The organism is Arthrobacter sp. B1805 (genome assembly GCF_002929745.1).
GTDB lineage: Bacteria > Actinomycetota > Actinomycetes > Actinomycetales > Micrococcaceae > Arthrobacter_D.
Genome location: NZ_PJIQ01000004.1, coordinates 191,537 through 212,520, shown reverse-complemented (window position 1 = coordinate 212,520; position 20,984 = coordinate 191,537). Strand labels below are relative to the sequence as shown.

Here is a 20,984-nt window from a genome sequence, read left to right as displayed (position 1 = left end):
CGGATGCCTGCCCAACCGGATCGGCCGGTTGCGGCGGGAGGGGAAGTGTGTGGTCTGGGAGGCGGTGCTCTTCCGCCTACGCGGCCGGCACGGGCTCGACGACGATAGCCACGCGCTCGTCCCCGATGCGCGTCAGCACGAGGGTGGCCTTCTTGCGACCCTTTCCCGAACCGGTCAGCAGCTGCTTGCGGACCTCCTCGGGAGTGACGGACGTGCCGCGCTTCTTGATGTCGAGCACGCCGATGCCCTCGGAGCGGACCCAGGCCTTGAGCGCCTTGACGTTGTAGGGACGTACCTCGAGCACGCGGTAGGCGCGGGCGAAGGGTGTGTCCGTCAGTGTTGGCGCGCAGATGTACGCGATCATCGGGTCGAGCAGGTGACCACCGAGCCGGGCCGCGAGGTCGGCCACGAGCTCGGCGCGGATGACGGCGCCGTCGGGCTCGTAGAGGTAGCCGGCGGGCTCGCCGATCGCCGCGATCGGGCCCTCGCCGAACTCCGCGCCGGACACCATCTCCGCGGCGCCCTGCGGACCGAGGGTGAGCGCCGCGCGACGGACTCCGTCCCGACGGAGCGCGTTGAACCAGAGGGCCACCTCCGTGACGTCACCATCCACCGAGACCCACTGCGCCTCGCAGGTCGCGGGAATGGACTCGTGCGGCATCCCAGGTCCCATCTTGACGCCGACGGGCTTCCCGCTGTCGGCGAGCTCCTGGACGAAGGACAACGGGGGTGAGAAGGCTTCCGGGTCGAAGAGGCGCGACGTGCCCGACGTCGTCGTCGTCCTGCGTGCCGGGTCGAGCCACACGCCGTCGAACTCCGCGGTGTCCACGGAGGATGCATCGGCATTGACGACGCGCGCGTTGGGGAAGGGGAGCAGGTTCATCGTCGCCGCGGCGGCGGTGGTCTCGTCCAGCTCGACGGACGTCACCTCGCGGTCGAGGGTGGCCAGCGCCATGCTGTCGGCGCCGAGCCCGCAGCCGAGGTCGGCAACCTTCAGGAGTCCCGCGTCGACGAACCGCTGGGCATGGCGCGCCGCGACGGACAGGCGCGTTGCCTGTTCGAGGCCGGCGGCCGTGAAGATCATGTGGGCAGCGAAGGGGCCGAACTTGGCCGATGCCTTCGCGCGGAGCCGCGACTGCGTGAGGGCCGCCGCGACCACCTCGGGGGAGTAGCCGGCCTTGCGCAGCTGCCCGGTGAGCCTCAGGCTGTCGGCCTCGGAGTAGGGGCCGAGCGAGTTGAGGAGCTCCCAGCCTTCGGAGGTCAGGATGTCCGCGATGTTGTCCGAAGCCATGCAGCCAGCCTAGGCGAAGTAGACGCCGATCCTGTTGCCGCGGATGTGCTCCACCTGGATCTCGACGTCGTACACGTCGTGCAGCACCTCCGGCGTCATGATCTCCTCCGGCGTGCCCTGGTGGATGAGGGCTCCGTCGCGCATCGCGACGATCGAGTCGGAGTAGCAGGACGCGAAGTTGATGTCATGGATGACGAGCACCACGGTCTTACCGAGGTCGTCGGCGAGCCGGCGGAGCAGTCGCATCATGTCCACGGAGTGCTTCATGTCGAGGTTGTTGAGTGGCTCGTCGAGCAGGATGTAGTCCGTGTCCTGCGCGAGGACCATGGCGATGAAGGCGCGCTGGCGCTGCCCGCCCGAGAGCTCGTCGACGAAGCGGTCCGCCAGGTGCGTGAGATCGAGATAGTCGAGCGCCCGATCGATGTGCTCGCGGTCGACGACGGTCGGCCGCCCGTTGTTGTGGGGGAACCGCCCGAATCCGACGAGGTCGCGGACGGAGAGCCGGACCGTCAGCTGGTTCTCCTGCCGCAGGATCGAGAGGGTCCGTGCGAGCGTCGGCCCCGCCGTCGTGCTGACATCGAGACCGTTGACCTCGACCGTGCCGGCGTCGAGGGGAAGCAGCCGGCTCATCATGGAGAGCAGTGTGGACTTGCCCGCGCCGTTCGGTCCGATGATCGAGGTGACACCACCGCGCGGGATGGTGCAGCTGACGTCATCCACCACCGTGGTGGTGCCGTAGCGCTTGCTGGCGTGGTCGATGGTGATCACCGGATACGACCTTTCAGGAGGAGGGCGAGGAACACGATCCCGCCGGTGAACTCGATGACGATGCTCAGCGCGGTGTCGAAAGCGAAGACCTGCTCGAGGACGAGCTGACCACCCACGAGGGCGATCACACCCAGCAGGACGGCGATGGGAAGCACCATGGCATGGCGGAACTGGTGGCACAGCTGGTACGCGAGTGCCGACACGAGGAGCCCGAAGAACGTCGCCGGACCCACGAGGGCGGTGGAGACGGCGACCAGCACCGAACAGATGACCAGGACGAGTGTCACGGTTCGCCGGTGGTCGACGCCGAGCCCGACCGCGGTGTCGCGGCCGAGGGCCAGGACGTCGAGGCGGTGACGGAGGCGCCAGGCGGGAATGCAGAGTGCGGCGACGGCGACCGCGGAGATGAGCAGCAGGGCCGGCTCCACGCGGTTGAAGCTCGCGAAGAACAGGTCCTGCAGGATGATGTACTCGCTCGGATCCATCAATCGCTGCAGCAGCGACGACACTCCGCGGAAGAACACGCCGAACACGATGCCGACCAGCAGCAGCAGGTGGAGGCTACGCCCGCCACCCGTGAAGAGCCAGCGGTACAGCAGCCAGGAGAAGGCCACCATGAGGCCGACCTCGATGATGAAACGCACCGGCGCCCCGAGCGTCAGGAGGGTCTGCGCGCCGAGGGAGAAGGCCAGCACGGTCTGGATGAGGATGTACAGCGCATCCAGTCCCATGATGGACGGCGTCAGGATCCGGTTCCCCGTCACCGTCTGGAACAGGACGGTGGACACGCCGACGGCGACGGCGACGAGCACCATGGCTCCCACACGGTTGAGTCTCCGGGGCAGGACATAGCCGAGGTTGCCCTCGAGACCCACCAGCAGGAACGCCGCGACGAGCGCCGCCGCGGTGACGCCGAGCACCACGATCCAGGCTGCGGGCGGCAGCGATCTCATCGGCGTCCTTCCGGACTGCACGACGGCGGTGGGCAGGGCGCTGGTCCTAGCGCGCATCGGCGGTCCTCCTCAGGAGCAGGGTGATGAACAGTGCGCTCCCGACGACGGAGACGATGACGCCGACCGGCACTTCGTACGGGAAGCGGATGACCCGGCCCAGGATGTCGCAGGCCAGCACGAAACCGGCTCCGAAGATCGCGATCCAGGGCACGGCCCGGCGGACGTTGTCCCCGATCAGGAGGGACACGAGGTTCGGGACGATCAGGCCGAGGAACGGGATGGCGCCGACGACGACCACCACGACCGCGCTGATCAGGCTGACCAGGACGAGGCCCAGGTTCATGGTGCTGCGGTAGTTCAGCCCGAGGTTCGTCGTGAACTCCTCGCCCATGCCGGCAACGGTGAACCGGTCGGCGCACACGTAGCCGACCACGGCGAGCGCGGCCACGATCCACAGCAGCTCGTACCGGCCGCGGATGAGCCCCGAGAAGTCCCCGATCATCCACGTGTTGAGCGTCTGCAGCAAATCGAATCGGTAGGCGAAGAACGTGGTGACGGACGCGATGACACCACCGAGCATGATGCCCACGAGGGGCACGATGAGCGTGTTGCGCAGCGGGATCCGCCGCAGGACGGAGAGGAACAGTGCGGTGCCTGCCATGGCGAACAGCGCAGCAATGAGCATCTTCACCACGATCGGGGCGGCGGGAAGGAACAGCGTGGCCACGAGGATGCCTGCCGTAGCCGATTCGACCGTCCCGACGGTCGAGGGCTCGACGAACCGGTTGCGGGCCATGAGCTGCATGACGAACCCGGCGATGCTCAGGGCCACTCCCGCGAGGATGAGAGCCAGGGTGCGTGGAACCCGGCTCACGAGGAAGGTCTGCCAGACTCCGGCATCTCCCGCCAGCAGGTCCGCCGGGGAGATGTCCGAGACTCCGACGAAGAGGCTCACGAAGGCAAGCAGCAGCACGGCTCCACCGGCCGGCCAGAGGGCCGACGTGCGGGTGGAACCGTACTGCTGTACCGATCGTCGCGACCGGAGGGAGAGCGTTGCCATGAAAGGGGACGCGGGCTCCGAGGCGGGGGGTACTAGGCCGTGACGGCCTCGTTGACGGCGGACACCATGGCGTCGAGGTTGTTCAGCCCGTAACCGATGAGGTACCAGCTCGCGGAGTCGAGGTAGGTGATCGCGTCGTTCTTCGCGGCGTCCGTCCCGTTCACGAGCTCGTTGTCGAGGACGGCCGAGCCCGCGGCTCCGGCCTCGCCGACCGCGGCGTCACGGTCGATGACGAACAGATGGGCGGGGTTGATCTCGGCGACGTACTCGAAGGAGACCGCTTCTCCGTGCGTTCCCTCGGCCTTGACGTCGGCGGCGGGCGCGACACCGAGGACGTCGTGGATCAGGCCGAAGCGTGACCCGGCGCCGTAGGCGGTGACCTCACCGGCGCTGGTCAGCAGGATCAGACCGTTCCCTGCGGACGCCGCGGCTTCCTTCGTCTCGCTGATCTTGGTGTCGAGGGCCGCGAGGCGCTCGGCCACTGCGTCCTCGGCGCGGAAGATCCGGCCGAGGGACTCCGTGTGCTCGGTGAAGCTGGCGATCGGATCGGCCGCGTCGACGCTGAGGTCGATCGTCGGTGCGATCTCCGAGAGTTCGTCGTACGAGTCCGCCACGCGGCCCGAGATGATGATCAGGTCAGGGGCGGCAGCGGCGATCGCCTCGAAGTCCGGCTCCTTCATTGACCCGATGTTCGTGATGTCGCCACCCTCGTAGTCCGACAACTGCGCGGGCAGGGTTCCCTGGGGAACGCCGGCCACCTCCACGCCGAGCGCGTCCAGGGTGTCGAGGGCGCCGAGGTCGAAGGTGAAGACGGTCTCGGGGTCCACCGGAACCTCCGTGGTGCCCTGGGCGTGAGCGACCTCGACGACGGTCGAGGCCGCTGCCGGCTCGTCGGCCGCTTCGGAGGATCCACCGCACGCGGTGAGGGCCAGGGTAGCCGCGGCGGCGGCGGAGAGGACGGCGAGGCGCACATGTGCCATGGGGTGAACTCCGGGGGGAAGGGCCGGGAAGGCCGGATGTCGTTGAAGTAAGGAGTGCCTTACCTCTTCGAATCTAAGCGGCGGCCCGCGAATTACGCAAACGAACCGTTTCGTATTCACTGTGTCCTCAGTCACCTGCGGGTGCTCCGCGAAACGAAGGCTGGCACTCGCCTTGACCGAGTGCTAGCCGTTGCATACAGTCGGAGTTGGCACTCACTCGATGTGGGTGCTAATCCCGAGGGAAGCGTTCGCCGGCACCGCGACGACGGTTCACGCCCAGCCCGACGGCCTACATTCCATTGGTATCGAACGCAAAGGAGAGCCCGAGTGTCGGTCTCTATTAAGCCTCTTGAGGATCGCATCGTTGTCCGCCCGCTCGAAGCCGAGCAGACCACTGCTTCCGGCCTCGTCATCCCGGACACGGCCAAGGAAAAGCCCCAGGAGGGCGAAGTTGTAGCAGTTGGACCGGGTCGCGTCGACGACAACGGCAACCGCGTCCCCGTCGACGTTGCCGAAGGCGACATCGTCATCTACTCGAAGTACGGCGGAACCGAAGTCAAGCACGGTGGCCAGGAGTACCTGGTGCTCTCCGCCCGCGACGTCCTCGCAGTCGTCGTCAAGTAGTACCCCGATTGGAAAAGCCCCGGCCCGCAGTGGCCGGGGTTTTTCTCGCTGCACAAGCCTGAAAGGAACCAACAATGGCAAAGCAGTTGGAATTCAACGACGCCGCCCGCCGTGCCCTCGAGGCCGGCGTGGACAAGCTCGCGAACACCGTCAAGGTGACGCTGGGCCCCCGCGGACGCAACGTCGTGCTCGACAAGAAGTGGGGCGCCCCCACCATCACGAACGACGGCGTGACGATCGCCCGCGAGGTCGAGCTCGACGACCCCTACGAGAACCTCGGCGCGCAGCTCGCCAAGGAGGTCGCCACCAAGACCAACGACGTCGCCGGTGACGGAACCACCACGGCTACCGTGCTGGCGCAGGCACTCGTCAAGGAGGGCCTCCGCAACGTGGCCGCCGGAGCCGCACCAGGGCAGCTCAAGCACGGCATCGAGGTGTCGGTCGAGGCGGTCGCCAAGCGCCTGCTCGAGAACGCCCGCGAGGTCGTCGGCCAGCAGACCGCCAACGTCGCCTCCATCTCCGCCCAGAGCACCGAGGTCGGAGACCTCCTCGCCGAGGCATTCGAGAAGGTCGGCAAGGATGGTGTGATCACCATCGAGGAGTCCTCCACCACGCAGACCGAACTCGTCCTCACGGAGGGTATGCAGTTCGACAAGGGCTACCTCTCGCCCTACTTCGTCACCGACGCCGAGCGCCAGGAAGCCGTCCTCGAGGACGCGCTCATCCTGATCAACTCGGGCAAGATCTCCTCGCTGCAGGAATTCCTGCCGCTGCTGGAGAAGGCGCTGCAGGCCGGCAAGCCGCTGTTCATCATCGCCGAGGACATCGAGGGCGAAGCGCTCTCGACACTCGTGGTGAACAAGATCCGCGGCACGCTCAACGTCGTCGCCGTCAAGGCGCCGGGCTTCGGTGACCGCCGCAAGGCCATGATGCAGGACATCGCGACACTCACGGGTGCGCAGGTCGTCTCGCCCGACCTCGGTCTGAAGCTGGACCAGGTCGGACTCGAGGTGCTGGGCTCCGCCCGTCGCATCACGGTCACCAAGGACGCGACCACCATCGTCGACGGCACGGGCAGTGAGTCCGACGTCGCCGACCGCGTGGCGCAGATCCGCGCCGAGGTCGAGCGCACCGACTCCGACTGGGACCGTGAGAAGCTCCAGGAGCGCCTGGCGAAGCTTGCCGGCGGCATCGGCGTCATCAAGGTCGGCGCGGCCACCGAGGTAGAGCTCAAGGAGAAGAAGCACCGCATCGAGGACGCCGTGTCCTCGACGCGTGCCGCTCTCGAAGAGGGCATTGTGGCCGGTGGCGGTTCCGCCCTGGTCCACGCAGGCAAGGCGCTGGACACCGACGCCGACGTCCTGGCCCTCGAAGGCGACGCGGCGACCGCCGTCGGCCTCGTCCGCCGCGCGATCGCCCAGCCGCTGCGCTGGATCGCCGAGAACGCGGGCCACGAGGGCTACGTCGTCGTCTCCAAGGTCTCGGACCTCGAGGTGGGCCACGGCTTCAACGCCGCCACGGGCGAGTACGAGAACCTCGTGGACGCCGGCATCATCGACCCGGTGAAGGTCACGCGTTCCGCTCTGCGCAACGCCGCCTCCATCGCGGCACTGGTGCTCACCACGGAAACCCTCGTGGTCGAGAAGCCGGAAGAGTCCGACGACGAGGGCCACGGCCACTCGCACTAGGACGGGCAGGGCCCCGGCCGTTCGTCCAGAAGCACCCCGGTTCCTCGGAGCCGGGGTGCTTCTTCTTATATGGCCGTCCTTCGGCGGGCCGTCCCATCCCTGGCTCGGGCCCGTCGGGGAACACGAAGGCCCCGGTACTCCGAGGAGTACCGGGGCCTTCAGGTGCAACAGGTCAGGCGTCCGGTCAGGCGTCGACGACGATCGCCGTGACGACGGGCTGGCGGTTGTAGAACCGGCGCATCCAGTTGGCCGTGGCCCGCTCGATGATCTCCTCCGGATCCTGTCGGCGTCCGCCCTGGCGGTTCGACGCGGAGTCGCGCAGCGCCTTCTCGACGGCGGCTCCCGCCTTGTCGAGGTCTTCGTCCGAGCAGGAGAAGCCCTTGGTGAAGAACTCGGGTGCCTCGACGATCTCGCCGTTGTCGGGATCGATGATCGCGAGGACCGTGACCACGCCCTCCTCCGCCAGCCGGCGGCGCTCGCGGAGGTCCTCCTCCGTGATCCCGCCGACGCTGTCGCCGTCGACGAAGACCAGGCCGGCCTCCACCTTGCCGGAGAGGGTCGCGCGCCCGCGGACGAGGTCGACGGTTACGCCGTCCTGCGCGATGACGACGTTGCGTGGATCGACGCCGGTGGCGACGGCAATCTCCGAGTTGGCCCGCAGGTGGCGCCACTCGCCGTGGACCGGCATGACGTTGCGGGGCTTGACGATGTTGTAGCAGTACGCGAGCTCACCCGCACTGGCGTGTCCGGAGACGTGCACCTTCGCGTTGCCCTTGTGGACCACATTGGCGCCGATCTCGGTCAGCGCGTTGATGATCCCGTAGATGGCGTTCTCGTTGCCGGGGATGAGCGAGCTCGCCAGCAGGACCGTGTCACCCTCGGTGATCCGGATCGCGTGATCGTTGTTGGCCATGCGCGACAGGGCGGCCATCGGCTCACCCTGGGACCCGGTGCAGATCAGGACGACCTTGTGGTCGTCGCTGCGCTCGAGCTTCTTGAAGTCCACGAGCAGGCCCTGCGGGATGTTCAGGTAGCCGAGATCCGCTGCGATCGTCATGTTGCGCACCATGGAGCGACCCACGAAGGCCACCTTGCGGCGGTGCCGGTGCGCGGTGTCGATGATCTGCTGGATGCGGTGGATGTGGCTGGCGAAGCTCGAGACGATGATCCGGCGCGGCGCCGTGCGGAAGACGGCATCGATGGCGGGGGAGAGGTCCTTCTCCGACGTCGTGAAGCCGGGGACGTCCGCGTTCGTGGAGTCGGTGAGGAAGAGGTCCACGCCTTCGGCGCCGAGCCGGGCGAACGCTCCGAGGTCCGTGATGCGGCGGTCCAGCGGGAACTGGTCCATCTTGAAGTCGCCGGTGTGCAGCACCATGCCGGCCGCGGTGCGGATGGCGACGGCGAGGCTGTCGGGGATCGAGTGGTTCACCGCCACGAACTCGAGGTCGAACCCGCCCATGGTGCGGCGGTCGCCCTCCTTGACCTGGACGGTCTTCGGGGTGATGCGGTGTTCCTGCAGCTTGGCCGAGATGAATGCGAGCGTGAGCTTCGAGCCGACCAGGGGAATGTCTGCGCGCTCCTTGAGGAGATACGGGACGGCCCCGATGTGGTCCTCGTGCCCGTGCGTGAGCACGACGGCCACGACGTCGTCGAGCCGGTCTCGGATGTAGGAGAAGTCGGGCAGGATGACGTTGACGCCGGGCTGGTGTTCCTCGGGGAACAGGACGCCGCAGTCGACGATCAGCAGCTTCCCGTCGAACTCGAAGACGGTCATGTTTCTGCCGATCTCACCGATGCCACCGAGAGCGACGATGCGCATGGCTCCCTTGGCCAGTTCCCGTGGTGCTTTCAGTGCGGCAGGTCTTTTATTCACAGATTAGGTTTCTCTCGTTGGTGAGGGAAGCGGGGCCAGAGGCCGTCAGACGTACGTCGTCGAGGCCATCCACCCGGCAGTTCCATTCGCGTGGTCCCCGCTTTCCGGGGACATACTCCTCCAAGACTACGTGGTCGGGCGCCGCGCGGGTTATTCCTCCGTCGGCCCAGGCGGTCCGTGGCGTTCGCGGCGCGGTAAACTGGACGTTTGCGTCCATTCAGTATGGCCCGGCTAGTGAGGAGGAACAGCGTGGTCTCCGTCCTACAGTCCCCTCCGGGCCGGCCCTGTCGGACGGTACGGGAGCCGCCGGGTGAGCGCACCTTCCGGCCCGAGGTGCAGGGATTGCGGGCGCTCGCGGTCGCCATGGTGGTCGTCTATCACGTATGGCTCGGCCGTGTGTCGGGAGGGGTCGACGTCTTCCTGCTCGTCTCGGCATTCCTGCTCACCGTCACGTTCACGCGGCGCCTCGAGTCCCGCCAGCCGCTCGCCCTTCCGGCGTACTGGCTGGGACTGCTCAAGCGGCTGCTCCCCGCTGCGGTCGTCGTCCTCCTGTCCGTCCTCGCGGCGACGGCGGCCGTCGTCCCCGGTTCGCGCTGGCGGTCCGTCTTCGACCAGACGTGGGCGTCGCTGACCTACCGGCAGAACTGGGAGCTCGCCGGCAACGCCGTCGATTACCACGCACTGGACAACAGCGGAGCCAGTCCGCTGCAACACTTCTGGTCCCTGTCGATCCAGGGCCAGGTGTTCCTGCTCTGGCCGCTGCTGTTCGCGGTCTGCGCCGGCGTCGTCGCGGTGACGAGCCTTCGCCCACGACGCGTCCTCGTCGCTGTGTTCGGGGCGGTTTTCGTGGTCTCCCTCGGGTTCTCCGTGTGGCAGACCGGTGAGCACCAGGCTGCGGCCTACTTCGACACGCGTGCCCGGCTGTGGGAGTTCGCGCTCGGGTCGCTCGTGGCGCTCGTCCTGCCCTACCTGGTGCTTCCGACGCGGGTCCGGATCCTCCTCGGCTGGGCCGGTGTGGGCATGATGCTGGCCTGCGGTGTCCTCCTGCAGGTGCACCAGCAGTTCCCGGGCTACATCGCGCTGTGGCCCACCCTGGCTGCAGCGGCCGTGATCGTGGCCGGTCGCACGCGAAGCCCGGCCGGCGTCGACCGTTGGCTCTCCTCTGCGCCCCTGCAACGGCTCGGCGGAGCGTCCTATGCGCTGTACCTCTGGCACTGGCCGGTCCTGATCATCTGGCTCATCGTCGCGGACCAGGACGCGGCAGGCCTGGTCGACGGCGCCCTGGTCATTGCCGCCTCACTGGTGCTCGCCGCGCTGACGACTCGGTACGTCGAGGAGCCGGTGCGCTCCTGGCTGTGGCCCTCGGTCAAGCGCCGGCGCACGGGCCTGGTCGCGGCCGTCGCGCTCGCCCTCGTTGCCGTGCCCCTGACCGGTTGGGAGTACCGCGTACAGGCGCGGGAGGCCGCGGTGGAGCAGCAGACCCTGGCCGACAACCCTGGTGCGGCCGCCCTGGCTCCCGACTTCGAGTTCGAGGGTGCGGAGGACGCCCTCGTGAAGCCACTGGCCAGCAGTCTCGGCGCCGAATGGGCCGCGGTGGACGGGCCGTGCTCGGACGCCCTCATGCCGGCCGACCCGCAGCTGTACTCGTGCGAGCAGACGGGCGCCGAGGCGACCGCGGAGCGCATCGTGCTGGTTCTCGGCGACTCCCACTCGCACATGTGGATGACGGCGATCGGGGCGATGGCGACGGCGAACAACTGGCTGGCCGTGTCGGTACACAAGCCGAACTGCAGGTTCGTGGACGTTCCGATGCCGGAGTTCCCGGAGTGCCAGGCGTTCAACGCCGCGGTTGGGGACTACGCCCTGGAGCTCCGCCCCGACGCCGTCGTGACGGTCGGCACCCGCACGGACTGGAGTTCCCCGGACGAGGAGGTGCCCGCCGGCTTCGAAGCGGGCATCCAGCCGCTTCTCGACGCGGGCATCCCCGTGGTCGGGCTGCGGGACACGCCGCGCTTCGACGAGGACATGGCGGAATGCACGGCACGGAACGCTGAGGACCCCTCGGTCTGCGATGTCGCCATGACCGATGTGCTGGCGCCGTCGTCGCCCCTCGCGGCCGTCGCTGATCGCATGCCGGGACTCGAGCACCTGGATCTGACCGACCTGGTGTGCGCCGAGGGCACCTGCTCCGGCATCGTCGGGAACGTGCGCGTCTACATGGACCGCGACCACCTGAGCAGGACGTACGTCGAGACCACCGTCCCGGTCTTCGAGGAGCGGCTGAAGGCGGCGCTCGGGTGGTGACGTGAGGACAGTCACCGGAATAGGGCGCTTCCACGATCCGTTCTAGACTGGAAGAGCCCGCCGGCGCACCTGAGCCGAAGGCCCCTTCCCCACCCGGTGACACCGAAAGAGGCGCAGCAGTGAGCCAGCAGTCCGGCCAGAACGAGACCCACGACCCCTTCGGATTCATCGGCCTGACGTACGACGACGTGCTCCTGCTCCCCGGCCATACCGACGTCATCCCCTCGGAGGCCGACACCTCCTCGCGTATCTCCAAGCGCATCACCGTGAGGACACCGCTGCTCTCCTCGGCGATGGACACGGTCACCGAGTCCCGCATGGCGATCGCGATGGCCCGGCAGGGCGGCCTCGGGGTCATCCACCGCAACCTGTCCGTCCAGGATCAGGCGGACCAGGTGGACCGGGTGAAGCGCAGCGAGTCCGGCATGATCACGAACCCGCTCACCATCGGCCCCGATGCCACGCTCAGGGAGCTCGACGAGCTGTGCGGCCACTACCGCGTCTCGGGCCTGCCGGTCGTCGACGAGTCCGGTCACCTCCTCGGTATCGTCACGAACCGCGACACCCGCTTCGTCCTCGAGCGCGACTTCCAGCGGACGCTGGTGCGCGACGTCATGACGAAGATGCCACTGGTCACCGGGAAGGTGGGCATCAGCGGCGACGACGCCATCAACCTCCTGGCGTCGAACAAGATCGAGAAGCTTCCGCTCGTCGACGACGAGGGGATCCTGCGCGGCCTGATTACAGTGAAGGACTTCACCAAGGCCGAGCAGTACCCGCTCTCCACGAAGGACGACGACGGACGCCTTCGTGTCGGAGCCGCCATCGGCTTCTTCGGGGACGGCTGGGAGCGCGCCATGACGCTCGTCGAGGCCGGCGTGGACGCGCTCTTCGTGGACACCGCGAACGGCCACAGTGCGGGCGTGCTCGAGATGATCGCGCGACTGAAGGCGGAGAAGTCGGCCGCGCACGTCGACATCATCGGCGGCCAGGCTGCGACCCGCGAGGGTGCCCAGGCCCTGATCGACGCCGGCGCCGACGGCATCAAGGTGGGCGTCGGTCCCGGTTCCATCTGCACCACGCGTGTCGTCGCCGGCGTCGGCGTCCCCCAGGTCACGGCCATCTACGAGTCGGCGAAGGCGGCCATCCCGGCAGGCGTGCCCGTGATCGCCGACGGCGGCCTCCAGTACTCCGGCGACATCGGCAAGGCGATCGTGGCCGGAGCGGACACCGTGATGCTCGGTTCGCTCCTCGCCGGGTCCGCCGAAGCCCCGGGCGAGCTGATCTTCGTCAACGGCAAGCAGTTCAAGACCTACCGCGGCATGGGTTCGCTCGGCGCCATGCAGACGCGGGGCAAGAACACCTCCTATTCGAAGGACCGTTACTTCCAGGCGGACGTCACGGGCGACGACAAGCTGATCCCCGAAGGCATCGAGGGCAGGGTCGCCTACCGCGGCCCCCTCGCCTCGGTGGCCTACCAGCTCGTCGGTGGCCTGCGCCAGACCATGTTCTACACGGGTGCGCGCACCATCCCCGAGCTGAAGGCCAAGGGCAAGTTCGTCCGCATCACGGCGGCCGGGCTCAAGGAGTCCCACCCGCACGACATCCAGATGACGGTCGAGGCACCCAACTACGGCTCCAAGTAGCAGCCCCGCGCCGCGTCGGCCCGCCCGTCGCGGCGGCGATGGAACGCAGGTCGGCGCCGTATGAGCAGCCTGCCGCAGCCTGAAATGGGCGCGCGCCGGAAGCTCCGGCTCGCGCCCTACGCGCGTGCCGTGGGGCAGGTGCTGGTCGTCAGTGCGAAGGCGTCCCCCGGCGCCGTCGCCATGAAGATCGCCGGTTCGCTCATCTCGGCGGTCCTGCCGCTGGTCACCACCTATTTCGCGTCCCTGACGACGACGGCGCTCGCCGCCGCCTACGCGGGTGACCCTGACGCCGGCCGGTCCGCGGTCACCTACGTGATCGTCACTGCCGTGCTCGGGTTGCTCTGGGGCGCCTTCACCAGCGTCGACCGCTACATCCAGCAGGTCCTGAGCTTCCGCGTCGGTGCCATCGTGGGCGACCGCATGTACGAGCGGTTCCTCGCCCTCGAGTTCTGGCGGTACGACGACAAGGAGACGGTGGATCTCTACGACCGGGCGCGCCGCTTCTCGGACTCCTACGCCAGGGTCCTCGACCGCATCGCGGCGATCTTCACGCAGCTGGTGTCCGTGGTCCTCGCCATCGGCGCGCTGCTCCTGGTCAGCTGGTGGATAGCGCTGATCGTCCTGGTGGCGATCATCCCCAGCGTCTACCTGCAGTTCCGCCTGTCCCGGGAGCAGATGGCCCACTGGAACACGCAGGTGGACTCGCGTCGGCAGCGCCGCATGATCGAGAACAACCTGATGAAGCCGCAGCACATCGCCGAGATGCGCCTCTACGGCATCGTCCGCCACCTCATGGACCTACGCTCGACCCTGCGCGATGCCGACGAGAAACGGCGGTTGGACTTCCAGAAGCGCTACATCCCCAAGCAGCTCCTCGCGGATGCACTGCAGTACGGGGCGGAGCTGCTCGCGCTCGTCTGGATCGTCGGCCAGATCATCGCCCGGGCCCAGCCCGTGGGTCAGTTCCTCTACGTCCAGCAGATCGTCAGCCGGGCCCTCAGCACCGCGAACAACCTCGTGTCCTCGCTCAGCTCCATCGACGAGGACCTGGCGAACCTCAAGGACTACGAGCAGTTCATGGAGTTCCCCCTCTCGACGGCGGCCGTCGGGCGGCTCGAGGCGGCACCCTCCGTCGTCGAGCTTCGCGACATCCACTTCACCTATGCGGGCAGCGAGGCGGAGGTGCTGAAGGGCATCTCGATGTCCTTCGAGCGCGGGACCCACGTGGCGATCGTGGGGGAGAACGGAGCGGGGAAGTCCACGCTCATCCGGGTCCTCGCTGGGCTGTACCAGCCCAGCGGCGGAAGCGTGCTGGTGGACGGGCGGGACCTGCGGGGCATCAGCATCGACGACTGGCATCGGTACCTCGCCGTCATGTCGCAGGACTTCCTGCGGTACGAGTTCGCGACGGCCGCGAACAACATCTACTTCGGCGACGTGCACCGCCCGCGTGACGACGACCGCGTGCGTCGGGCGGCGCAGGACGCCGAGGCCGTGGAGTTCATCGAGAAGATGCCCAACGGCTTCGACAACTACGTGAGCAACTGGATGGAGGACCCCCGCGGGCGGAAGGGCAGCGGCCTGTCCGGCGGGCAGTGGCAGCGCCTCGCGATGGCCCGCAACTTCTACCGGGACGCGCCCTTCATCGTCATGGACGAGCCGACGTCGGCCATCGACGCTCTCGCCGAGCACCGGATCTTCACGCGGCTGTTCGCCGACCGCTCCCGAACGATCATCGCCATCAGTCATCGGCTCGCCACGATCGAGAAGGCGGACATCGTGTACATGCTGGAGGACGGCCGCGTCGTCGAATCCGGCACCCACCCCGAGCTGGTGGCGCTTCGGGGTCGCTACTACCGGATGTTCGAGAGCCAGTTGCCCGAGGCGTAGGGGCTTCTGGCCGGGTGTGGGACGCTTTGCTCCCCGGCGGGTGTTTCTGCGAAGATGGCTCCGCACGAAGCGTCGACGATCAAGGACAGATGAGCATGCTGCGGACCGCTTGGCCCCGAAGTGCCACGGTGAGCGGGGTGGCCTCGATGGCCTGCTGTGCGCCCGCGGCCAGGCCGGCACCCCAGCATGCGGCGGGTCGTTCCTACTCCTGAACGCCCGCGTCGGACGCCCTGCGCGTCACCGACACCGATACCCGTCATGGCACGGTAGTTCCCGTATGCCACCAGCCGGCAGAGACCGATCATCCCGATCCTCCAACTGCTAAGGCGCTCCTCCATGCACCCCCTTTCCATCAAGGACATCCGTTCATCCTTCATCAACGCGACCCGGTCTGAGGCGGCGAAACTGACCCCACCGGGGAACTTCGACTCCCTCGACTGGGACAACCTGGACTTCCTCGGCTGGCGTGACGAGAAGATGCCCCTCCGGGGGTACCTCGTGGTGCCCACCGACAAGGGGCCCTCGGGCATACTTCTCCGGGCACCCGAGTCCGGCGCACGGAAGAACCGAGCCGTCCTGTGCGAGCTCTGCCGTGACGTGTTCTCGAAGGAGGACGTCCTCCTGTGGGTCGCACGCCGCGCCGGCCAGTCAGGCCGCGACGGCAACACGGTCGGTACGCTGATCTGCGCCGATTTCATCTGCTCGGCGAACGTGCGCAGGGAGCCGCCCGTCAGCGAGATCCAGCCGGACCCGGCGGCGGTCGTCGCCCGCCAGGTGGGCGAACTGCGCGAGCGGACCGACAGGTTCCTCTCCCGCGTGCTGAAGCGCTAGTACCGGAATCGGACCGGACACCGCGGCACGATGCACCGAGGGCGCACCCGCCCGCAGAAGCGGGCGGGTGCGTGCCCGTCGCAGCATGACGTGCCGCTCGTCCGCGGGCCGCGCTGGGCTAACCTAGAGCAGTGACTTACGAGATCGAGATTGGCCGAAGCAAGCGCGGACGCAGGGCATATTCGCTGGATGACGTGGCGGTGGTGCCCTCGCGGCGCACGCGTGATCCGCTCGACGTCTCCGTCGGCTGGCAGATCGACGCCTACCAGTTCGAGATGCCCGTCGTCGCAGCCCCCATGGACTCGGCGATGTCACCCGCCACGGCTATCGCCATGGGCAGGCTCGGCGGTCTCGGCGTACTCAATCTCGAGGGGTTGTGGACCCGATACGAGGACCCACAGCCCGTCCTCGACGAGATCGCGGGACTGAGCACCGAGAACTTCAGCCCCGCAGCAACCCGGCGCATGCAGGAGCTCTACGACGCACCCATCCAGGCGGACCTCATCACGAGCCGCCTCGCCGAGATCCGTGAGGCGGGTGTCACCGTCGCCGGTGCCCTGACGCCACAGCGCACCCAGCAGTTCTACAAGACGGTCCTCGCCGCGGGCGTCGACATCTTCGTGATCCGCGGCACGACGGTTTCTGCGGAGCACGTGTCGAAGAACGAGCAGCCGCTGGATCTGAAGAAGTTCATCTACGAACTCGACGTCCCCGTGATCGTCGGCGGTGCGGCCGGCTACACGCCCGCCCTCCACCTCATGCGGACCGGTGCCGCCGGTGTGCTCGTCGGTTTCGGCGGCGGGGCGACCACCACGACGCGCCGCGCGCTCGGCATCCACTCGCCGCTCGCCTCCGCCATCGCCGACGTCGCCGGAGCCCGCCGCGACTACATGGACGAATCCGGAGGCCGGTACGTCCACGTCATCGCCGACGGCGGCATGGGGGCCAGCGGCGACATCGTGAAGGCGATCGCCATGGGCGCAGACGCCGTCATGCTCGGTTCGGCGCTCGCCCGTGCCGAGGAGGCACCCGGCAAGGGCTGGCACTGGGGCCAGGAAGCGCACCACCATGAACTGCCACGCGGCGACAGGGTGAACATCGGCACCGTCGGTCCGCTCCAGGAAGTGCTGTGGGGCCCCTCCCACCACACGGATGGCACGTCGAATCTCATCGGCGCGCTGCGGCGGGCGATGGCCACCACCGGCTACTCGGACCTCAAGGAGTTCCAGCGCGTGGAAGTCGTCCTCTCGCCGTACATCTCCACCGACTGATGGTTCCGAAAGGCATACTGTGAGCGACCTGTCCCTTGACCTGCACGACGCCGGACTGACCACTCCCGAGCTCGTGATCCTCGAGATGGAGGCGACCTCCAAGGAGGACGCCTCGGCGCAACTCGCCGGACGCTTGTACGAGGCCGGGCGTATCTCGGACCTGGAGGCCTTCCTCGACCAGGTCAATTCCCGCGAGCACCAGATGGCGACGGGACTGCCGGGCGGTGTGGGCCTGCCGCACGCTCGCAGCCAGTACGTCAACCAGACCTCCATCGCGGTCGGTGTCACCCGGTTCGGGCACAGCCTCGACTTCGGCGCCGTGGACGGTCCGGCGACGCTCGTGCTCCTCATGGCCACGCCGGCACAATCCTTCTCGGAGCATCTCGAAGTGCTGGCCACGATCGCTCGGAGCCTGTTCAAGGAGAACTTCCGGGAGTCGCTGCGCCGGGCGCACGACGCCGAGGTCATCGCCGAGCTGATCAACTCGTCCCTGGTGTTCTTCGACCACTAGCGACCGGGCGGACGGCGAGTACGGACGCGCTACTCGTTCCGCCAGGATTTCCACAGCGAGGCATACGTGCCCTCCAGCAAGCTATAGGCTCCCCCGACGACTCTTCCGCCGGCTCGGCCATCAGAGTCCAGGCCCTCCGGCATTCGTTGTTCTACAGCCGTACGAAGTACCGTTGAGGGGTGTTGAAGACCGCGCTCAAGCCTCGATGGATCCTCATGCTGATCCTCGCCATGGCCATCGCGGCGGTCTTCGTGCTCCTCAGCCAGTGGCAGTTCAGCTCTTCCCGCGACGCACCGCCGCCTGCGCCGAGTGCCACCGAGAACGTCCGCCCGCTGACCGAGGTGCTGCAACCCCTCACTCCGCTGTATTCGAGCACTGCCGATCAGATGGTCTCGCTGGACGGCAGTTTCCTGTCGGGCACCAGGGTCCTGGTGCAGAACCGGTTGTCCGAGGGCGAGGACGGCCTCTGGGTCGTCGAGGCCTTCGCGGTCGAGGGATCGGACGGGGACCCGGAACCGGGCGTCGGCGGTGCCGTCATCCCCGTCGTGCTCGGGTGGGTGCCGGAGGCCGATGAAGCCGCTGCGATCGAGGAACAGCAGGGCCCGGCCTCCGTCGTCGGTCGCCTCCTGCCACCGGAAGCCCCCGAGGTGCAGCGGCCCGTGGAAGGGCAGGTGCCCACGCTGGCCACTGCCGAACTGACCAACCTGTGGGACCGCGAGTCCTATTCCGCTTTCGTCGTCGCGTCGGAGGTGACGGTCGGCGGTACCGATGTCCCCTTCGCCGAGGGCATGCGGCAGGTCGTCGTCGGTCCGCAGCCGCAGGAGACGCCGATCAACTGGCTGAACATCTTCTACGCGATCGAGTGGGTCGTCTTCGCCGGCTTCGCCTTCTTCCTGTGGTGGCGCCTGGTTGCCGACGACTACCGCCGCTCCCTCGAGGACGCCGCCGATGCCGCCGAGGCAGCGCAGGCGGAGGGCGCCGACCGACGGCCCGACGCCTCCGTCGTCGTGACCGGTGCCGGCCCGTCCACCCATGCGTCAACCGACCCGACGTCCGACACTGAAAGAAGCGCGCACAGTGACTGAGCCCACCCTGGAACCAAGCGGAGCAAGCGGAGCAACCGGAGCTACTGGACCTACGCCATCGAAGGGCACACCGAAGCGGCGCTTCGGGGGAACCCACAGGCAGATCAGGTCCGCGCTCGCGTTCTACAAGGTGCTGGCCTATGCCACGGGCGTCATGCTCCTGCTCGTCGTCGTCGAGATGGTCGCCAAGTACGGCTTCGACTCCGAGATCGTCGCGGGCGGCGGTGCAGCCATCCAGTTCCTGCCCGAGGTCGTCGCCGAGACGGCGGGCGGGTTCAACCTCTCCACGGCGGTGCTGATCGTGCACGGCTGGCTCTACGTCGTGTACCTGATCGCCGACTTCCGGCTCTGGCAGTTCATGCGGTGGCCGTTCAGCCGCTTCGTCCTGATCGCGCTCGGCGGCGTCGTGCCCCTGCTGTCGTTCTTCGTCGAGAAGCGGGTCCACCGGCAGGCGGAGCAGGACCTGACGGCACACCCCGAGGCCGCGCCGCGCTACTGATGCCCCCGTGACCGGCGTGGAGTGGTCACGGACGGCTTCCAACTGCTCGGTGGACCGTCATCCCAATGTGCGACGCCGGTGCACGCGGACTATTGTTGATAGGTGACTACCCCCGAGAACGGTTCCGAACACCGCCCTGTCCTCGTCGTGGATTACGGCGCGCAGTACGCCCAGCTGATCGCGCGCCGCGTCCGTGAGGCCGATGTCTACTCCGAGATCGTGCCGCACACGCTGAGTACACAGGAGATCCTCGCCAAGAATCCTTCGGCGATCATCCTCTCGGGCGGCCCGTCCAGTGTCTATGCGGAAGGTGCTCCGAAGGTCGAGGCGGACCTGTTCGACGCCGGCGTTCCGGTACTCGGCATCTGCTACGGCTTCCAGGCGATGGCCAATGCGCTCGGCGGTACCGTCGCGAAGACGGGTCTGAGGGAGTACGGTTCCACCGACGTCCGCTCCGACGGCGGATCGCGGTCCATCCTCAGCGGCACGCCGGACCAGCAGAATGCGTGGATGAGCCACGGTGACAGCGTCCAGTCCGCGCCGGAGGGCTTCGATGTCCTCGCGAGTACTGCGGGCGCGCCGGTCGCGGCGTTCGCCAACGAGGAGAAGGGCCTCTACGGTGTGCAGTGGCATCCCGAGGTGAAGCACTCGCCGCACGGTCAGGCTGTCATCGAGAACTTCCTCTTCAGGGGCGCGCAGCTCGACCCGAACTGGACGACCCGCAACATCCTCGAGGAGCAGGTGGAGCGCATCCGAGAACAGATCGGCGACTCGCGCGTCATCTGCGGACTCTCCGGCGGCGTCGACTCCGCCGTTGCGGCAGCACTGGTACAGCGCGCCGTCGGCGACCAGCTCACGTGTGTCTTCGTCGACCACGGATTGCTCCGCGAGGGTGAGGCCGAGCAGGTCGAGCGCGATTTCGTGGCCGCGACCGGCGTTCGGCTCTACGTCGCCAACGAGCAGAAGCGGTTCCTCGAGGCACTCGCCGGAGTATCGGACCCGGAGACGAAGCGCAAGATCATCGGACGCGAGTTCATCCGCGCCTTCGAGGAGGCGGAACGCGCCATCATGCGGGAGGCCGAGGCGGAGGGCGAGCCCATCCGCTTCCTGGTGCAGGGCACCCTGTACCCCGACGTGGTCGAGTCCGGGGGCGGCGAAGGAGCCGCCAACATCAAGAGCCACCACAACGTGGGCGGCCTGCCCGAGGACCTCCAGTTCGAGCTCGTCGAACCGCTCCGCACCCTCTTCAAGGACGAGGTCCGAGCCGTCGGGGCCCAGCTCGGGCTCCCTGCCGAGATCGTGGGACGCCAGCCGTTCCCCGGTCCGGGACTGGGGATCCGCATCGTCGGCGAGGTGACGGAGGAGCGCCTTGAGCTGCTCCGGAAGGCCGACGCGATCGCCCGTGCCGAGCTGACGGCGGCCGGGCTCGACAACGAGGTGTGGCAGATGCCAGTGGTCCTGCTGGCGGACGTGCGCAGCGTGGGCGTGCAGGGTGACGGCCGCACCTACGGGCACCCGATCGTCCTCCGCCCGGTATCGAGCGAGGATGCCATGACCGCCGACTGGTCACGCCTGCCGTACGATCTGCTGGCCCGCATCTCCAACCGGATCACCAACGAGGTGGACGGCGTCAACCGCGTGGTGCTCGACGTCACGAGCAAGCCGCCGGGAACCATCGAATGGGAATAGGCAGCGGTCCGGGCGGCGATA

Annotated in this window: 17 protein-coding genes; 11 read left to right on the top strand and 6 right to left on the bottom strand. The window is 67.9% G+C overall.

Features of this window, described 5'->3' with window-relative positions:
* Positions 1 to 76: 76 nt before the first annotated feature.
* From CXQ96_RS06485 to CXQ96_RS06465, 5 genes are read right to left on the bottom strand one after another with little or no spacing between them, the layout of a single operon-like run.
* Positions 77 to 1,291: a class I SAM-dependent methyltransferase gene (locus CXQ96_RS06485; protein WP_104117207.1), complete on the bottom strand. Its 1,215-nt coding sequence runs from the start codon at positions 1,289 to 1,291 to the stop codon at positions 77 to 79.
* A gap of 9 nt (positions 1,292 to 1,300) precedes the next feature.
* Positions 1,301 to 2,059, bottom strand: coding sequence for an ABC transporter ATP-binding protein (locus CXQ96_RS06480; RefSeq protein ID WP_104117206.1), 759 nt, complete (start codon positions 2,057 to 2,059; stop codon positions 1,301 to 1,303).
* A complete protein-coding gene (locus CXQ96_RS06475; RefSeq protein ID WP_219816101.1) occupies positions 2,056 to 3,069 on the bottom strand; it encodes an iron chelate uptake ABC transporter family permease subunit in 1,014 nt (337 codons plus the stop codon). The genes CXQ96_RS06480 and CXQ96_RS06475 overlap by 4 nt, the downstream gene beginning before the upstream one ends.
* On the bottom strand, positions 3,059 to 4,072 hold the full coding sequence (locus CXQ96_RS06470; protein ID WP_104117205.1) for an ABC transporter permease: 1,014 nt from the start codon (positions 4,070 to 4,072) through the stop codon (positions 3,059 to 3,061). Before CXQ96_RS06470 ends, CXQ96_RS06475 begins: the two co-directional genes overlap by 11 nt.
* Positions 4,073 to 4,104: 32 nt before the next feature.
* Positions 4,105 to 5,052: a siderophore ABC transporter substrate-binding protein gene (locus CXQ96_RS06465; RefSeq protein ID WP_104117204.1), complete on the bottom strand. Its 948-nt coding sequence runs from the start codon at positions 5,050 to 5,052 to the stop codon at positions 4,105 to 4,107.
* Positions 5,053 to 5,379: 327 nt separating this feature from the next.
* On the opposite strand from CXQ96_RS06465, the gene groES reads away from it, so the two are divergent.
* Both groES and groL read left to right on the top strand, forming a co-directional pair.
* Complete coding sequence (gene groES / locus CXQ96_RS06460) at positions 5,380 to 5,676, top strand: co-chaperone GroES (protein WP_055768411.1); 297 nt, start codon at positions 5,380 to 5,382, stop codon at positions 5,674 to 5,676.
* Between the two features lie 74 nt (positions 5,677 to 5,750).
* On the top strand, positions 5,751 to 7,364 hold the full coding sequence (groL, locus tag CXQ96_RS06455) for a chaperonin GroEL (protein ID WP_104117203.1): 1,614 nt from the start codon (positions 5,751 to 5,753) through the stop codon (positions 7,362 to 7,364).
* Positions 7,365 to 7,548: 184 nt separating this feature from the next.
* On the opposite strand, the gene CXQ96_RS06450 is transcribed toward groL, so the two are convergent.
* Positions 7,549 to 9,183 carry a ribonuclease J gene (locus CXQ96_RS06450; protein WP_104117202.1) on the bottom strand — a complete coding sequence of 545 codons (1,635 nt, stop codon included), beginning with the start codon at positions 9,181 to 9,183 and terminating at the stop codon, positions 7,549 to 7,551.
* A 303-nt stretch (positions 9,184 to 9,486) separates the two neighbouring features.
* On the opposite strand from CXQ96_RS06450, the gene CXQ96_RS06445 reads away from it, so the two are divergent.
* The 9 genes from CXQ96_RS06445 to guaA all read left to right on the top strand — a co-directional run bounded on the left by CXQ96_RS06445 (position 9,487) and on the right by guaA (position 20,963).
* Positions 9,487 to 11,541, top strand: coding sequence for an acyltransferase family protein (locus tag CXQ96_RS06445; protein WP_258058908.1), 2,055 nt, complete (start codon positions 9,487 to 9,489; stop codon positions 11,539 to 11,541).
* Positions 11,542 to 11,660: 119 nt separating this feature from the next.
* Entirely contained in the window at positions 11,661 to 13,187 is a 1,527-nt protein-coding gene (gene guaB / locus CXQ96_RS06440; RefSeq protein WP_104117200.1) for an IMP dehydrogenase, read from the top strand.
* A gap of 60 nt (positions 13,188 to 13,247) precedes the next feature.
* Complete coding sequence (locus CXQ96_RS06435) at positions 13,248 to 15,077, top strand: ABC transporter ATP-binding protein (protein WP_104117199.1); 1,830 nt, start codon at positions 13,248 to 13,250, stop codon at positions 15,075 to 15,077.
* 336 nt (positions 15,078 to 15,413) lie between these two features.
* The gene (locus tag CXQ96_RS06430; RefSeq protein WP_104117198.1) at positions 15,414 to 15,908 is read left to right on the top strand and encodes an FBP domain-containing protein; all 495 of its coding nucleotides are present in this window, start codon (positions 15,414 to 15,416) and stop codon (positions 15,906 to 15,908) included.
* Between the two features lie 131 nt (positions 15,909 to 16,039).
* Entirely contained in the window at positions 16,040 to 17,179 is a 1,140-nt protein-coding gene (locus CXQ96_RS06425; RefSeq protein ID WP_104117197.1) for a GuaB3 family IMP dehydrogenase-related protein, read from the top strand.
* A gap of 19 nt (positions 17,180 to 17,198) precedes the next feature.
* Positions 17,199 to 17,690, top strand: coding sequence for a PTS sugar transporter subunit IIA (locus tag CXQ96_RS06420; protein ID WP_258058907.1), 492 nt, complete (start codon positions 17,199 to 17,201; stop codon positions 17,688 to 17,690).
* A 179-nt stretch (positions 17,691 to 17,869) separates the two neighbouring features.
* The gene (locus tag CXQ96_RS06415; protein ID WP_181036380.1) at positions 17,870 to 18,775 is read left to right on the top strand and encodes an SURF1 family protein; all 906 of its coding nucleotides are present in this window, start codon (positions 17,870 to 17,872) and stop codon (positions 18,773 to 18,775) included.
* 103 nt (positions 18,776 to 18,878) lie between these two features.
* The gene (locus tag CXQ96_RS06410) at positions 18,879 to 19,274 is read left to right on the top strand and encodes a DUF3817 domain-containing protein (RefSeq protein ID WP_258058921.1); all 396 of its coding nucleotides are present in this window, start codon (positions 18,879 to 18,881) and stop codon (positions 19,272 to 19,274) included.
* Between the two features lie 102 nt (positions 19,275 to 19,376).
* Positions 19,377 to 20,963: a glutamine-hydrolyzing GMP synthase gene (gene guaA, locus CXQ96_RS06405; protein WP_104117193.1), complete on the top strand. Its 1,587-nt coding sequence runs from the start codon at positions 19,377 to 19,379 to the stop codon at positions 20,961 to 20,963.
* Positions 20,964 to 20,984: the final 21 nt, after the last annotated feature.

What these genes read in the sequence shown, in the direction of transcription:
- CXQ96_RS06435 (WP_104117199.1), top strand. Translation starts at nt 13,248, where the DNA reads ATGAGCAGCCTGCCGCAGCCTGAAATGGGCGCGCGCCGGAAGCTCCGG.
- CXQ96_RS06450 (WP_104117202.1), bottom strand. Translation starts at nt 9,183, where the DNA reads ATGCGCATCGTCGCTCTCGGTGGCATCGGTGAGATCGGCAGAAACATG.
- CXQ96_RS06430 (WP_104117198.1), top strand. Translation starts at nt 15,414, where the DNA reads ATGCACCCCCTTTCCATCAAGGACATCCGTTCATCCTTCATCAACGCG.
- CXQ96_RS06475 (WP_219816101.1), bottom strand. Translation starts at nt 3,069, where the DNA reads ATGCGCGCTAGGACCAGCGCCCTGCCCACCGCCGTCGTGCAGTCCGGA.
- groL (WP_104117203.1), top strand. Translation starts at nt 5,751, where the DNA reads ATGGCAAAGCAGTTGGAATTCAACGACGCCGCCCGCCGTGCCCTCGAG.
- CXQ96_RS06470 (WP_104117205.1), bottom strand. Translation starts at nt 4,072, where the DNA reads ATGGCAACGCTCTCCCTCCGGTCGCGACGATCGGTACAGCAGTACGGT.
- CXQ96_RS06465 (WP_104117204.1), bottom strand. Translation starts at nt 5,052, where the DNA reads ATGGCACATGTGCGCCTCGCCGTCCTCTCCGCCGCCGCCGCGGCTACC.
- CXQ96_RS06485 (WP_104117207.1), bottom strand. Translation starts at nt 1,291, where the DNA reads ATGGCTTCGGACAACATCGCGGACATCCTGACCTCCGAAGGCTGGGAG.